This is a genomic window from Shinella curvata (assembly GCF_022899935.1).
Taxonomy (GTDB): domain Bacteria; phylum Pseudomonadota; class Alphaproteobacteria; order Rhizobiales; family Rhizobiaceae; genus Shinella; species Shinella curvata.
In genome coordinates this window covers 62,882-77,178 of record NZ_JALJCJ010000004.1, presented here as the reverse complement: position 1 = coordinate 77,178, position 14,297 = coordinate 62,882, and the positions used below count along the sequence as shown (strand labels likewise).

Genomic DNA, 14,297 nt, shown 5'->3' with positions numbered 1-14,297 from the left:
CATCCTCTCAATCGTAGTTTGCCGAGCATCAAGGTGACTCAGCAGCCGCATCGGAATCTCGATGTGGTTTGTCAACCATTCACAGGGCGGAGAACTTTTACTGTTGTTTCACCTACCGCGCAGAGACGCTCGCCTACGTGAATTTCCGTAGTCATAAGCACTTTTCGGCGAGCCGGATCGACCTCCGATACGGTCACAGTTGTAGTAATTGTGTCACCGATATACGCGGGTGAGATCATCTTTAGTCGAAACTCTTGTGCCGCATAGCCCGGCGGATTCAACCGCTCACCGATCATCTCTACGGTCGCTCGAGAAACGAAGCCGGGTAGAAGCGCACCATGAGCGACGCGCCTGCCCAGGTGCTTTCCGGCATACTCTTCATCGATATGATTAGGATGGAAATCGGCGACAATGCCTGCGTAAAGATAGACGTCGGATTCCGAAATCGTTTTGCGCACCATATGGCTCTCGCCAACGGTAAGACGGGCCATTGCTTCGACAACTTGGTTGGTCATTTTGCCCACATCCTTTTTTGATTCGCCGCCGCGCGACGATCTGCTGATAATGTTGCTCTTCGCAGACCTACGTGCCTGGTTGCGAGCTTGCCGCGCCCTGTCAGCGGGCGCGGCCCGTGAACCAAAAGTGCAAGTCCGCGAATTAAGTCGTTATGCTGCTCCGTCCGGGCCGCTCACTTGTCAACAAGGTTAGAAGGGGTTCGCCAGACAACGAATGCGCCGAGCAAAAGCCAGCCTGTGAGGGCGTACATGCCCGCATGGCTGCTTTGGGTGAAATCCTTGAGCCAGCCGATCATGTAGGGAGAGAAGAACCCACCCAGATTTCCCAGTGAGGTGATTAGTCCGATGCCTCCAGCCGCAGATGCACCGGCCAGAAAGGCTGTCGGGAGAGGCCAGAAAAGAGGCGCTGCTGATACTGCCCCGATCGAAGCAACAGTAAGAGCTGCGATTGCCAGTAGAGTGTTGTTCTCGAACTGCACCGAGGCCACAAAGCCTATTGCTCCCAGCAACAGGGGTATGATCAGGTAGCGCCGGCGTTTCCGGGTAGCGTCACTGCGGAACCCGAAGAAGATCATAGCTATAGCGGCCGCGACGTATGGTATTGCGGTGACTAGGCCAATCTGGAGGTTTCCGGTGATACCGGCACCTTTCACCAGGCTCGGGAGCCAAAGCGTAATACCGTACTGTCCCATCACCAGGCAAAAGTATACGAGACCCATCATCCAGACACGGATGTCTTTGAAAAGGAGGCTGATGGATGCGTGGGCAATCTTGCCTCTATCTTCGGCCTGAACGTTGCGCTCTAAAATCTCCTTCTCTTGGTCAGTAAGCCACTTGGCCTTGCGGATGCCGTCATCCAGCCAGAAGAGCGTTACCACGCCGAGCACGACAGCAGGCATTGCTTCGAGCAAGAACATCCAACGCCATCCGGCTAGCCCGTGAACATTGTGGAAGCTGTCCAGTATCCATCCGGAGAGGGGGCCACCGAAGATGCCTGCAAGGGGCATCGCCGCCATGAATATCGCGATGACACGCGTGCGGCGTTGGGCGGGGTACCAATAGGTGAGATAGAGAATTATCCCAGGAAAGAACCCGGCTTCCGCGATACCCAGCAACGAACGAAGGATGTAGAACTGGATTGGTGTCTGTACGAACATGAACGACGCGGAGATGACGCCCCACGAGATCATTATACGGGCGATCCACTTCCTTGCGCCCACCTTGTGAAGGATCAGGTTGCTGGGTGTTTCGAAGATTGCATAGAAGATGAAGAAAATGCCCGCCCCAAGACCATAGACGGTCTCGCTGAACTGAAGGTCGTTCAGCATCTGCAGTTTCGCAAAGCCGACGTTCACTCGATCCAAATATGCGATCACGTAGCAAAGAGTCAGGAATGGCAAAAGCCGCCAGGTGACCTTTCTGTAGATCGGTGTTTCGGCGTTGCGGTACCGATCGTTGACCGTCGCCTTGGCGTCATCATATATACTGCTCAAAGAACCCTCCTCCTTCATTCGCATAACGTGCGACAATCGCGCACGTACGTTCGCCAACCGCCGCGAGTACGACCCCGCGGCAGACCAAATTCGCTGATTATGTCGCTGCACCGTTCGGCGCTTAGCCTAAGCGCGCGTGTACGCCGTCTTAACGGTCGTGTAGAACTCGGCAGCGTACCTGCCCTGCTCGCGTGGGCCGTATGACGAGCTTTTGCGCCCGCCGAAAGGAACGTGGAAATCGACGCCTGCCGTAGGCAGGTTGACCATCACCATGCCGGCTTCGGCGTTGCGCTTGAAGTCCGTCGCATGCTTGAGGCTCGTCGTCGCAATTCCGGAGGACAAGCCGAACGGCGTGTCGTTCGCGGTCGCAAGTGCTTCTTCGTAATCCTTGACACGGATGACAGAGACAACTGGCCCAAATATTTCCTCTCGCGAGATGCGCATCTGATTTGTCGCCTCGGTGAAGAGCGTCGGCTGTAGGTAGAAGCCTGGAGTGTCGCGCTTCAAAACCTCGCCGCCGAAGGCCAGTTTGGCACCCTCTTTCTTTCCGATCTCGATGTAGTCGGTGTCGGTCCTGAGCTGCTTCTCATCGACGACGGGCCCGATATGCGTACCGGCCTTCATGGCGTTATCAACCACAAGCGTCTCGAGCTTTGCCGTCAGCGCCGCCACGAACTGATCGTGGATGCCTTCGGTGACGATCAGGCGCGACGAAGCCGTACAGCGCTGGCCAGTCGAGAAGAAGCCGGAATTGGCGGCAGCCTCGACGGCGACGTTGAGGTCGGCGTCGTCAAGAACGACCATCGGGTTCTTGCCACCCATTTCCAACTGGAACTTGCGGTTATGCTCGATCGATGCGGCCGCGACGCGCTTGCCAGTGCCAGTGGAGCCGGTGAACGTAAGGCCCGCGACATCGGGGCTGTCGAGCAGGGCCTGCCCGACGACCGAGCCCTTTCCCATGACGAGGTTCAGAACACCCTTCGGAAGACCAGCGCGGTGCAGGATGTCGACGATCACCCATGAGCAGGCCGGAACCAAGTCTGCAGGCTTGAACACGATGGTGTTGCCGTAGCAAAGCGCTGGGGCGATCTTCCACGCCGGAATGGCAATAGGGAAGTTCCACGGTGTGATAATACCGATTACACCAAGCGGTTCACGGGTGATTTCGACGCCGATGTTGGGGCGCACCGAGGGGACGGTCTCTCCCGCCAGGCGCACCGCTTCGCCCGCGAAGTATTCGAAAATCTGCGCTGCCCGGATGGTTTCACCAATCGCTTCGGGAAGGGTCTTACCCTCCTCGCGGGCAAGGAGCGCGCCGAGCTCGTCCTTGCGCGCCATGATCTCGTCGCCGGCCTTCTTGAGGATAACGTGGCGTTCCCAGATACCTGAGCGCGACCAAGCCGGGAATGCAGCCTTGGCAGCTGCAATAGCATTGGCCGCGTCCTGGACGGAGGCGCTCGCATACAAGCCGACGATTTCATTGGTATCCGACGGATTGATGTTCGTCGTCGCATCGGAACCGACCCATTCGCCGCCGATGAGATTTTGATGGATTGTCATATTAGTTGCTTCTCCGGGTTTCGACCGCGCTCAGAGCTGCCTGACGGCGATCTCTTCTTCGGCGTCTATCTTCAGCGGATTGCGCAGCGGCAGGCCGAACTCGGCGACTTCGATCTCGAACACGTCGCCCTCTTGCGTCTTGATGCCTTCTGCAAACGACAGCGTCGCCGTACCGAACATGTGGACGTGAACGTCGCCGGGTACGCGGAACAGGCCGTACTTGAAGTGGTGGTATTCGAGATTGGCGAAGGTGTGCGACATGTTCGCCTCGCCCGACATGAAGGGCTTCTCGAAGATCACTTTGTCACCGCGCATGATGCGCGACGTGCCGCGGATGTCGTCAGGCGCAGCACCGATGCGGATTTCCGGGCCGAAGCTTGCCGGGCGCAGTTTGGAATGCGCGAGGTAGAGATAATTCTGGCGCTCGGTGACGTGGTCGGAAAACTCGTTCGACAGCGCAAAACCGATCCGGAACGGGGTGCCGTCTTCAGCGATGACGTAGATGCCGGCCATCTCAGGTTCTTCGCCACCGTCGAGCGCGAAGGATGGGGAAATGAGCGGAGCGCCGGGCGCAGCCGAACCGTAGCCGTTGCCCTTGTAGAACCACTCGGGCTGGACGCCTTTCTCACCGGCCTTCGGCTTGCCGCTCTCGAGGCCCATCTTGAACATCTTCATCGAGTCCGTGAGGGTCTCCTCAGCGGCCGCGAAGGTCTTCTTGTGCATGCTGTCGCGCGTCGCGGCCGAGCCGAGATGCGTCAGGCCCGTGCCCGTCAGATGCAGGTGCGCGGCGTCAGGATGCGTCATCGGCGGCAGGAAGCGGCCTTCGGCATAGGCCTGTTCGAGATCGACGGTGTCACCCAGGCCATGCGCCTCGATCACCGACACCAGCGACTTGCCAACGTTTGCGGCTTCCATGGCGAGCGCATAGACGCTGCCGGCGTTGTTGACGGCTTTTGCGGTACCGCCAGGCTCGCGCACGGCGACGACGATCTCCCCGTTCGAACCCTTGATCTGCGATATGAGCATTTGGTTGCTTCCTGCTTCTGTTCTTGAGGTTTTGTTCAGAGAGTTCCGAGCGAGGCAAAATAGCCACCGCTTTCATGACCCCGCGAAAGGATGTAGCTCACCGCAAAGTTCTCATTGGAGCTCGGTGCATCCTCTCGGAAATGACTTCCTCGGCTCTCCGTCCGCAGCAATGCGGCCCGGGTCATCATGCGGCCCGTCTCAATCAAGTTGTCGGTTTCGATCGCTTGGACAAAGCTTTCACGGGATGGAGCCGATACAGCCTCTAGCCTTTCCTGCAGCCCTGTCAGTTCCGACAGGAATTGGCTTAGCCCCTTCTCGTTTCGCAGGATCAACAAGCTGCGGTTAGCCGCGGCCTGCAGTTCGAGACGTATGGCTGCTCCGTCCTCTCCACCGGTTCGGCTGAATTTCGCGAGGTACGCTCGGATCGCGTCTATGCCATCAGCAACAGGCGTCTCGCCTACTTCGCGGCATCGCTCGGCGGCAGCCTTTCCGGCGCGCGCACCGAAGACCTGGCAGGTCATAGCCATGTTCCCGCCAAGGCGGTCCGCTCCGTGCGGCCCGGCAGCTGTCTCGCCTGCTGCGAACAGCCCCTTGAGTGTCGTTTCGCCATTCTCGTCGATCCGAAGACCACCGTTGATAGCGTGCGCCGAGCACGTGATCTGAACCGCGTCCTTATAGAGGTCGGTTCCGCGCTCCTTGTACCACTCGTAGGTCAACGGCCACATCTGGCCGAACGAGCGCGTCTTGTCGGCGAGCAGGCGATCGAAATCGCAGCGCCTGAAGTCCATGTAGACGCCGCCCTTGTCGGTTCCACGGCCCTCGTTGATCGCTCGCTGGATCGATATTTCGATATAGCGGGAAATGTCGGATGAGCTGAACGGGAAGTGACGTTCCTTCTCCTGCATGACGTCAGCCACCGTCAGGCCGCGCGGAAGGTAGCTCTCGACGAAGGGCACACCGTTTCGGTCCGTGAGGTTGGGATGGGCGTCCCAGAGGTAGTTGCCAAACAGGTTGATGAACGGATCGATGATCGAGACCCCAGCCTGCATGAATTCCATGTTCGCAAGCTCGGCCCCTGCCCGCCAAGCCATGGCATAGCCGTCCCCGGTGATATCGGCCGGGTACAGGTTCTTGGAGAACAGCTGGCTCGCGCCGCCGGTCGTGAGGATGACAGACTTGGCGCGGACACAGACAAGGCCGCCCTCGTCATCGATAGCCATGGCTCCGTGGCACGTGGTACCGTCGCTGACCAGGCCGACAACCATCATCCGGTCCAGCGCACGGACACCACGCCGGGTCGCTTCTTCACCCAACGCGCGCATAATTGGCTTGAAATGGTCCTTTAGCACGTGTGATCGTGGCTTCGACGAGAAGCAGGCCCGGAAGGCTAGATATCGATCCTCGTTCCTTTCGAAATGAACTCCGAACTTCTCCAGATAACGGAGGCTGGACTCGGACTCGTTGACAAGGATATCCACGAGGCGTGGGTCCGCCATATCCTGTGCCGCCTTGAGAATGTCCTCGCGGAAGACGTCTGGATTATCGGCGGGATCGCCCGCACCATCAGGGACGTTATAAGCGCCCACTTCGGCAACGCTGTAGAAGGTTGCTCCGCTCTTTCGGAAGTTGTTCTTGACGAGGACCGTAACCTCGGCCCCCTCGTCGCTGGCCGCGAGAACCGCTCTCAAAGCAGCGCCGCCGCTGCCAATAACGAGAACGTCTGTCTCAAGCGTCTTGTAATCCGACATATCAATCATCCTTAGCTGAAGTGGCCGACTTCCATGGTCTTGAGGTGTTCGGCAATTTTGACCGAGAACGGGATCAGGCGGAGAATGTCACGCTCGATATCGACGCCCGGTGCGACCTCAACCAGTTCGAGCCCGTCAGGACGTCCCTCAAACACTGCCCGCTCGGTGACGTAGGTGACCCGCTGGCCACGTTCGACCGCAAGCTTAGCGTTGAACGTCACCTGCTCCACGACGGGCACGAACTTGCTGAATTTGCCTTCGTTCTTAATGATAAGGCGACCGTCTTCTGTCCCGATCTCGAGGCCGCCGGCGCTGAACGCTCCACAGAACACAATGCGAGGCGTTCTGCTTACAATGTCGATGAATCCGCCGCACCCGGGAACGATGCCGTTGAACTTGCTGACGTTGACGTTGCCGTTGGCGTCGATCTGCCCGCAGCCAAGGAATGTGATGTCCAGCCCGCCACCCTGGAAGCAATCGAAGACCGACGTCGAGTCGATGATGGCATCGGGGTTTATGTTGGTCCCGAAGATCGCCCGTTCGCCGGGGATGCCGCCCAGCGAACCATGTTCGGGAAAATAGGTCGCATTCGGCGCTAACCGTCGCTCGTGAAGGATGGTGGGCACGGCGATCGGCATTCCAACGCCGAGGTTGACGGTCGCTCCGTCGAACACCTCAAAGCTTGCTCTGCTCGCAACGATACGTTCGACACCGGGAGGAACGATGCCGACATCGCCAACCGGCAGACGAACCGCACCCGTTAGTGCCGGATTGAGGCGTCCACCCGCGAGTTCCTGGTCGGGCACCACGACGACGGCGTCAACGAATATGCCAGGAACTTCGACCATCCTTGGATGGATCGACCCTTTCTGCGTCATCCGGCGAACCTGGGCAACGACCCTACCGCCGGAAGCCTTGGTTGCTTGTGCGATGGCCTTGATGCCGAGCGATACCGGCTCATCCTCGAGGCTGATGTTGCCGCATTCGTCCGCAGTCGTGCCGCGCAGGAACGCCACGTTGATTGGCCGCACATCGTAGGCGAGATGGACATCACCTTCGATCTCCACATGCCTGGCGAGCGACTCCCCGGCCGCCCGGTTCATGCGTCCGCCTTCGACGTCTGGATCGACGAAGGTTCCGAGGCCTACCTTCGTGTAGGTCCGCTTTCGTCCAGCGGCGCAATCTCGTAGCATCTGGAAGATGGTTCCCATCGGGGCGACGTGCGCCGCGAACGCCCCTTGCTTGAGAAGCTCGGTATATCGTGAGCTCTTGAGGTAGCTGTATCCGCTGCCGATTGCGGTGGCGACCAGACCGGGGTGGGCCAGGTTTTCGAGGCCGCGCCCCTCGCCCATGCCTACGACAATGGGATGGATTTCTGTGATGGCTTTGGGCGACCCGCATTGAGCGTAGCGCTCTCCGAGGGCGCGCAGGAGCGCATCGGGGGCAAGGACGTTCTCGCAGCCACAAATCGCGAGGCAATCGTTGTCCTTCACCCAGGATGCCGCATCCTCGGCAGTGATGATGTTGACGTTTTTCATTGGAGTTTCCTCTAAAGGCTCTGTTTCTCTCGCATAGTCAGATTGTTGGGTGTGCGCCTACGCAAAGGTGCGCACTATTCCGCCGTCGGCCCGTATTGGGGCTCCGTTCGTGGCGGCGGCCGCGGGGCTGCAGAGAAAACAAATGACGTTCGCCACTTCTTCTGGCGTGGTGTAGCGCTGGATGAGCGATGTCGGGCGGCGCGTGCTGAAGGTTCGCGCCATCAATTCGCGCTCGCTGACGTTTTGCTCCAGCGCGCGTTGCTTGATCTGATCGCTTGTGGTCTCGACCCAGGTGGGGCCAGGCAGAACGGAGTTGACGGTGACGTTGGTTCCCGCCGTGAGTTCTGCAACCCCTCGGCTGAACGCCAGTTGAGCTGCCTTGGAGACACCGTAGTGAATCATCTCTTTGGGGATGAACACGCCGGATTCGCTGGAGACGTTCACGATCCGGCCCCAGCCCTTGTCGAGCATGCCCTGGAGGTAGTGACGCGTGAGACAGACACCGGACATGAGATTAAGCCGGAACATCTCATCCCATTCGTCGTCGGTTATCTGGAAAAAATCCTTCTGGTTGTAGAAGCCAGCATTGTTTACGAGGACGTCTATACGCGGAAGCTCTTCGCACAGTCGGGATATGTCGGAAGCAATCGTTAGATCGGCGGCTATTCCTCGGACGTGAACGTCTTGGTCTACGCGCAAGGCTTCAACTGCCGCATCCACGGACCTCTGTGAGCGTCCCTGCACGACAACCTCCGCTCCCATGCTTGCCAGGCCAGCAGCGACGGCAAAACCGATCCCCTTCGTCGATCCCGTTACCAACGCGACCTGGCCATTCAGATTTAGGTTCATTGACATGCTCCTTGTTCGCCGACTGACCTCTGCGGTTTCGCCAGAAAGCGATGGCGTACAGCTGCGCGTCGTCGGGCCCGCCAGCGGTCGCGGCGAGCTGATCGAAATTCGTTTTGTCTTCGAGTTGGAGATGAGCCGTTAAGGGCCTACTGTCTCACTACGGGCGGGTCTCGCGCTCTCTCATCACATCGCCGTCACCTTCCGCCATTTCAGAGGTGCACTCTGCGGAGGGAGAACCCGTTCAAAGGCCGCAGCGGCTCGCAGCACAGTGGCGTCATCGAGATGCCTACCGACGATCTGCAGACCGACGGGGAAACCGTCGACGATACCGCACTGAATACTCGCAGCGGGCTGTCCAGTCAGATTGAACGGGAACGTGAACCGAGCGTAGTCGTCGTAGCTCACATCCTTGCCTGCGATCTGGCTTTTGCCGGTGCCGTCTGCCGCCATGGGAAGAAGAGCCACGGTTGGCGTGAGAATGAGATCGATCGATCCCATGACGACCGCCATCGCGTTCACAAACGCCTTCCGTGTCGTAATCGCGTCGGTAGCAGCTTCAAACGGAAGCCTCCGCGCAAGCAATTCGTGAAGGGCCTCGCCAACGGGCTCCTGAGACTGTTCGACAAGCCGACGAATCCCCGTGATGTCCGTCTCCAGTGCCATGATCGTCTGAAACGCCTTTACGATCTCCACAGCCGGAGGCGAGCTTTCGACAACGTCAAACCCGTATACTTCCGACAGTTTGCCAACGGCTTCGGTTACCTTCTCCTTGATGCGAGGATCGGTTGGCTGGTCGTTCCAGTCCGGCCAGTAGGCTACGCGCAATCCCCTTGGGATGTCGGAGCTGGCGGCCGCAAGCCAATCAACGTCGCTGGTATTGTTAGACAGACGGTCTCGACGATCCGCCCCCGCGATCACGGACAGCATGAGGGCAGCGTCCGCGACGTTCCTGGTGATCGGACCGACGTGCTCAAGAGATTCCCAACCGGACGCGCCGGGTAGGCGCTCGTCGCGGCATCCGGGCCAAAGCGGAACTCGTCCCATCGAGGCCTTGATACCGACATTGCCCGTCAGGGCCGAGGGTATGCGTATTGAGCCGCCGCCATCGCTTCCGATCGACAACGGGCAAACTTTTGCTGCTACCGCGGCTGCTGACCCCGCACTCGATCCTCCAGGCGTCTTCGTCAGGTCCCACGGGTTGCAGGTTGGTTCGAAGAGGAGGTTGCACCCGTGCGCCGAGTAACCAAACTCCGATGCATTCGTTTTTCCAATCACAATCGCGCCGGCCGCCTTGAGGCGTTCGACGACGATGTCGTCATCTTCTGGAATGAAGTCTTTGTACAGTCGGGAGCCGAATGTCGTCCGCAAACCCTTTGTGAGGACGAGGTCTTTGATGGCGACCGGCACCCCAGCGAGCGGACCCACGCTTTGACCTTGCGCGAGGTCGGCATCAAGCTGTCTGGCGGCACGTATTGCACCCTCCTTGTCCAGCGTAGCAAACGCGTGGATGTGAGGTTCCGCTTCCTCCAAAACAGCGAATGCGGCTTCGATGACTTCCAGGGCGCTGACCTGCCGAGATGATACCAGGTCTCTGATGTCGAGCGCAGTCAATTCAGTGTATTCATTCGGCGTCATTGACGTACTCCCGAGTTTGGAAATGCGGGCTTGCGCGATGGAAGATGCGTCACTTGCGCTCCACGAGGCTCAGCGCGATGACAAGCTGCGTGATGTCCCTCTTCGACCTCGATAAGCGGAGGCATGACCGAGCGGCAGTTGCTCATTTCGACAGGACAGCGGCCAGCAAACCGGCACACATTGGGGTCGGGGTCGATCGGACTGCTCGCAGACCCTTCCAATCTCTGCGTTTTGATGCCGCGCCGGGCGGGGTCTGGGCTCGCCGCCAGGAGAGCCTTAGTATAGGGATGAACGGGATTTTCGAACACTTGGTTCGCCGGTCCGCTTTCGATGATCTTGCCGAGGTACATCACCAAGATGCGATCACTGATGATTCGCACCACCTCCAAATCGTGAGTGACAAAGAGGTAACTCATGCCGCGCTTGGCGCGCAGTTCGCCCAAAAGACGCAGGATTGTCGACTGAACGGACACGTCCAAAGCCGATGTTGGCTCGTCGAGAATAAGCAGGCGCGGCTCGACCGCAATCGCCCGAGCTATCCCGATACGTGCTTTTTGGCCGCCAGAGAGCTGATGCGGATAGCGTGACCCAAGCGCTCTTGGCAATCCGACGTCATCGAACGCTTGGTTCACCTTTTCCTCGACTTCAGCTGCGCTGAGATTGGACATCAATCGGCGTAGTGGGTCTGCTACCGCCTGAAACGCCGTGAAGTGCGGATTCAGAGATTCCGTAGGGTCTTGGAAAACGATCTGAATCTGGGCGCGATGGAGGGAATCTGCGAACTTCTTCGTCGGCATCTTCGTCAAGTCGACCTGATCGAACATAATCGATCCTGACGTCGGGTCGATCATGCGGGAAAGCAAGCGCGACAAGATGGTCTTGCCACAGCCTGACTCTCCGACAAGGCCGACGCATTCGCCCTCCCCAATCGAAAAATTCAGGTCGTCAACCGCGTGTACCCAATGTGTTTTCAATCCGCGCTGTACAGAAAAGCGTTTTGTAAGACCGCGTGCAGTGATGAGATTTTTCATTTTGGGTACCTGCAACGAACAAGGTGGTCGGAGTCGATTTTCGTCCACGGTAAAGGCCCGAGCGAACAGTCCTCTTTGGCGCGTTCACACCGGGCGATGTAACGACAAGGAGGGAGCGCGCCTCTTAGGTCTGGTAGGCTACCAGGAATGATCGCCAGTTCGCTCAGGTTGGCAGCCGCCGACGGCAGAGCCGCAAACAGCCGTTCCGTATACGGATGCTTGAGTTCGTTGGGGAAACTGCGAGATTGCGCGACCTCGACGATGTGTCCGGCATGCATGACCGCAATTCGATCACAGTACTCGCCGGCTAGAGCAAGATCGTGTGTGATCAGGATAGCGGCCATTTTGGTCTCGGCCACCAGATCGCGGACCAGGTCCATGATAACGGCCTGAGTTGTCACGTCCAATCCGGTCGTCGGCTCGTCGCAAATCAACAGCGCCGGCTTACATGCAAGAGCCATGGCGATCATTACTCGTTGACACATACCGCCCGACATTTCGAACGGGTAAGCTTCGTATCGGCGCTCGGGGTCTGGGATTCTCACCCGAGCCAACGCCTCGATAGCCGCCGACTTCAGAACCTTTCCTCGAAGGGGTGTATGCCGGCGCAATACGTCCTCGATCTGATGCCCTACCTTGCGGATGGGGTTTAAGGCCGTTCGCGGGCTCTGGAAGACCATGGAGATTTCCCGACCGCGCAAATCCGCCATCTTCTCGGGCTTCAGGGGAACACCTCTGAAATCGATACTTCCCGATCGAATATTGGCCGCTTTGTCAGACAGGCCCATGATACTGTACGAGAGGACCGACTTACCCGAGCCGCTCTCGCCGACGATGCCGAGAATCTCGCCTTCGCTAACGGTGAAACTTACATCTTCGAGAGCCTGCACTCGTCCACGACGAGTAAGGAAGTCGATCGAGAGGTCCTGTACGCTGAGAAGCTGTTTTGTCATGTGCGTGCTCGCGGATCGATGAGGTCGCGCAATCCGTCGCCAACTAAGTTGAAGCAGAAGACAGCGATTACGAGGGCAAGCCCTGGGAATACGAAGGTCCACCACTCGCCCGAGAAGATGTACGGCGCTCCTTCGGAGACCATGATACCCCACTCAGGCGTCGGGGGACGAACGCCGAGGCCGATAAATGACAGGCCCGCAGCGTTCAAGATCGCCCATCCCAGGTTCAGGGAAGCCTGAACTACCATCTTGGGCAGGATGTTCGGCGTGATGTGAGTAGCGAGAATTCGAACGGACCCGTTTCCACCCATCCTCGCGGCCTCGACATAAGTCAGCTTACTGATGACGTTCACCTCGGCCCTGGCGAACCGTGTGTAGAACGGGAGGTTGATGATGGCCGTGGCGACCATAATGTTGAAGACGTTGTTGCCCAAAGCCGCAACGATACCCATGGCCAGGACGAACAGCGGGAATGCCATGATTGTATCCATCAAGCGGCCAATGATCGTGTCAGTCCAGCCGCCCGCGTATCCGGCGATAGAGCCGAGCGCGAGGCCAATGAAGAACGAGACCGCGACCGCGCCAACTGCAATTCCAAGGTCGAGACGGGTGGCGTAGATCACGCGGCTCAGGATATCCCTGCCCAAAGCGTCTGTTCCGAAAGGATGAGCCCACGACGGCTTCAGCAGCGTTTTTGCGGCATCGGTCGCGATCGGATCATAAGGTGCAATCGCGGGGCCGATCACGGCTAAGACCACGAGTGCCAGCAGGATCAAGGCTGCGCCGAAAGTCAGCTTATTGGTGCTCGCAATATAGCGAGCGTCGCTCATGAATTCCGAAAACGCGGTTTTCTTAGTGCTCATAGCGAACCCTCGGGTCTATTGCGGTGATCACCAAGTCGACCACCAGATTGAGAAGGACGTAGAGAACGGCCATCAGAAGGACGAAGCCTTGGACCGCGGCGTAATCGGAGGCCATGACGGCGGATACCGCGTAAGCTCCGATCCCCGGCCACGCGAAGACCTGCTCCACGAGCACGCTACCGCCAAGAAGGAAGGAAAAGACCATTCCGAGGATGCTGATAATCGGCAGCATGGCATTTCGAAGGGCGTAGCTGAAGACCATTCTCGAATAGGACAGGCCCATGGCTCGAGCCGTGCGACAATAGTCGCTCGAGAGGGTTTCCAGCATCGCTGCGCGCGTTATCCGGGCGATCGGAGCCAGAGCGAACAGACCGAGAGAAATCATCGGGAGGACAAGCTTCATGGCAACTGACTGGAACGTCGCGGTATCCCCTGCCAAAAGGGTGTCGATTAACAGGAAGCCCGTCACGGTCGTCGGAATGGTATCGTAAATCTCGTTGAGCTGGCCCAGAGGTTCAGGAGCGATGCCCAACTGGTAATAGAAGACAAAAATGAGAATGAGCGCGACGAAGAATGTCGGGAATGCAGCGCCGACTGTGACAATGACGCGACATGCGTGGTCTACCAAAGTCCCTGGCTTGAGGGCGGCAAGCATGCCCAATGGCAGGCCGACGACGATCGCGAACAGCAAAGCAGCCAGCGTCAACTCGATCGAGGCCGGAGCGCGCGACAGGAGGTCATCGAGAACGGGGTGACCGCTCGATATCGATAGACCGAGGTCACCATGGGTCAGGCGGCGAATGAAGTCGAGAAATTGCATGAAAACAGGTTGGTCAAGACCAAGCTGCTCGCGCACCCTTGCGACGACCTCCGGATTGGCGGAAGGACCTGCATAAAAGACCGCAGGATCGCCAGGCAGTGCGCGCTGGAGAATGAAGGTGACGATGACAACCCCAATGATTGTGGGGACCGCCACCAACACGCGCCGCAAGATGGTTATTAGCGTGTTCATTGCGTGTGCTTTCAACGGCTGGGCACGCGACCGAAGTTCGGTCTATGCGCGCCAAGGGGACGGGCAGCCGCCGC

General features: G+C 58.6%; 12 protein-coding genes. All 12 read right to left on the bottom strand.

Features of this window, described 5'->3' with window-relative positions; genetic code table 11:
- Positions 1-71: 71 nt before the first annotated feature.
- Positions 72-515 carry a MaoC/PaaZ C-terminal domain-containing protein gene (locus MUU55_RS15375; RefSeq protein ID WP_244761638.1) on the bottom strand — a complete coding sequence of 148 codons (444 nt, stop codon included), beginning with the start codon at positions 513-515 and terminating at the stop codon, positions 72-74.
- A 173-nt stretch (positions 516-688) separates the two neighbouring features.
- Positions 689-1,999: an MFS transporter gene (locus MUU55_RS15370; RefSeq protein WP_342346063.1), complete on the bottom strand. Its 1,311-nt coding sequence runs from the start codon at positions 1,997-1,999 to the stop codon at positions 689-691.
- Positions 2,000-2,134: 135 nt separating this feature from the next.
- Positions 2,135-3,568, bottom strand: a complete 1,434-nt coding sequence (locus MUU55_RS15365; protein ID WP_244761636.1) for an aldehyde dehydrogenase family protein — start codon at positions 3,566-3,568, stop codon at positions 2,135-2,137.
- 30 nt (positions 3,569-3,598) lie between these two features.
- A complete protein-coding gene (gene araD1 / locus MUU55_RS15360; protein WP_244761635.1) occupies positions 3,599-4,594 on the bottom strand; it encodes an AraD1 family protein in 996 nt (331 codons plus the stop codon).
- A gap of 35 nt (positions 4,595-4,629) precedes the next feature.
- Positions 4,630-6,342 carry an FAD-binding protein gene (locus MUU55_RS15355; protein ID WP_244761634.1) on the bottom strand — a complete coding sequence of 571 codons (1,713 nt, stop codon included), beginning with the start codon at positions 6,340-6,342 and terminating at the stop codon, positions 4,630-4,632.
- Positions 6,343-6,353: 11 nt separating this feature from the next.
- Positions 6,354-7,880: a CoA-transferase gene (locus MUU55_RS15350; protein ID WP_244761633.1), complete on the bottom strand. Its 1,527-nt coding sequence runs from the start codon at positions 7,878-7,880 to the stop codon at positions 6,354-6,356.
- A 57-nt stretch (positions 7,881-7,937) separates the two neighbouring features.
- Positions 7,938-8,729, bottom strand: a complete 792-nt coding sequence (locus MUU55_RS15345) for an SDR family NAD(P)-dependent oxidoreductase (protein WP_244761632.1) — start codon at positions 8,727-8,729, stop codon at positions 7,938-7,940.
- A 183-nt stretch (positions 8,730-8,912) separates the two neighbouring features.
- The gene (locus tag MUU55_RS15340) at positions 8,913-10,364 is read right to left on the bottom strand and encodes an amidase (RefSeq protein ID WP_244761631.1); all 1,452 of its coding nucleotides are present in this window, start codon (positions 10,362-10,364) and stop codon (positions 8,913-8,915) included.
- The gene (locus tag MUU55_RS15335; RefSeq protein WP_244761630.1) at positions 10,361-11,395 is read right to left on the bottom strand and encodes an oligopeptide/dipeptide ABC transporter ATP-binding protein; all 1,035 of its coding nucleotides are present in this window, start codon (positions 11,393-11,395) and stop codon (positions 10,361-10,363) included. Before MUU55_RS15335 ends, MUU55_RS15340 begins: the two co-directional genes overlap by 4 nt.
- Positions 11,392-12,348 carry an ABC transporter ATP-binding protein gene (locus tag MUU55_RS15330; protein ID WP_244761629.1) on the bottom strand — a complete coding sequence of 319 codons (957 nt, stop codon included), beginning with the start codon at positions 12,346-12,348 and terminating at the stop codon, positions 11,392-11,394. The genes MUU55_RS15335 and MUU55_RS15330 overlap by 4 nt, the downstream gene beginning before the upstream one ends.
- Positions 12,345-13,211 carry an ABC transporter permease gene (locus MUU55_RS15325; protein WP_244761628.1) on the bottom strand — a complete coding sequence of 289 codons (867 nt, stop codon included), beginning with the start codon at positions 13,209-13,211 and terminating at the stop codon, positions 12,345-12,347. The genes MUU55_RS15330 and MUU55_RS15325 overlap by 4 nt, the downstream gene beginning before the upstream one ends.
- Entirely contained in the window at positions 13,201-14,223 is a 1,023-nt protein-coding gene (locus tag MUU55_RS15320; protein ID WP_244761627.1) for an ABC transporter permease, read from the bottom strand. The genes MUU55_RS15325 and MUU55_RS15320 overlap by 11 nt, the downstream gene beginning before the upstream one ends.
- Between the last annotated feature and the right edge of the window lie 74 nt (positions 14,224-14,297).

What these genes read in the sequence shown, in the direction of transcription:
- MUU55_RS15355 (WP_244761634.1), bottom strand. Translation starts at nt 6,342, where the DNA reads ATGTCGGATTACAAGACGCTTGAGACAGACGTTCTCGTTATTGGCAGC.
- MUU55_RS15365 (WP_244761636.1), bottom strand. Translation starts at nt 3,568, where the DNA reads ATGACAATCCATCAAAATCTCATCGGCGGCGAATGGGTCGGTTCCGAT.
- MUU55_RS15325 (WP_244761628.1), bottom strand. Translation starts at nt 13,211, where the DNA reads ATGAGCACTAAGAAAACCGCGTTTTCGGAATTCATGAGCGACGCTCGC.
- MUU55_RS15335 (WP_244761630.1), bottom strand. Translation starts at nt 11,395, where the DNA reads ATGAAAAATCTCATCACTGCACGCGGTCTTACAAAACGCTTTTCTGTA.
- MUU55_RS15375 (WP_244761638.1), bottom strand. Translation starts at nt 515, where the DNA reads ATGACCAACCAAGTTGTCGAAGCAATGGCCCGTCTTACCGTTGGCGAG.
- MUU55_RS15340 (WP_244761631.1), bottom strand. Translation starts at nt 10,364, where the DNA reads ATGACGCCGAATGAATACACTGAATTGACTGCGCTCGACATCAGAGAC.
- MUU55_RS15350 (WP_244761633.1), bottom strand. Translation starts at nt 7,880, where the DNA reads ATGAAAAACGTCAACATCATCACTGCCGAGGATGCGGCATCCTGGGTG.
- MUU55_RS15345 (WP_244761632.1), bottom strand. Translation starts at nt 8,729, where the DNA reads ATGAACCTAAATCTGAATGGCCAGGTCGCGTTGGTAACGGGATCGACG.
- MUU55_RS15330 (WP_244761629.1), bottom strand. Translation starts at nt 12,348, where the DNA reads ATGACAAAACAGCTTCTCAGCGTACAGGACCTCTCGATCGACTTCCTT.
- araD1 (WP_244761635.1), bottom strand. Translation starts at nt 4,594, where the DNA reads ATGCTCATATCGCAGATCAAGGGTTCGAACGGGGAGATCGTCGTCGCC.
- MUU55_RS15320 (WP_244761627.1), bottom strand. Translation starts at nt 14,223, where the DNA reads ATGAACACGCTAATAACCATCTTGCGGCGCGTGTTGGTGGCGGTCCCC.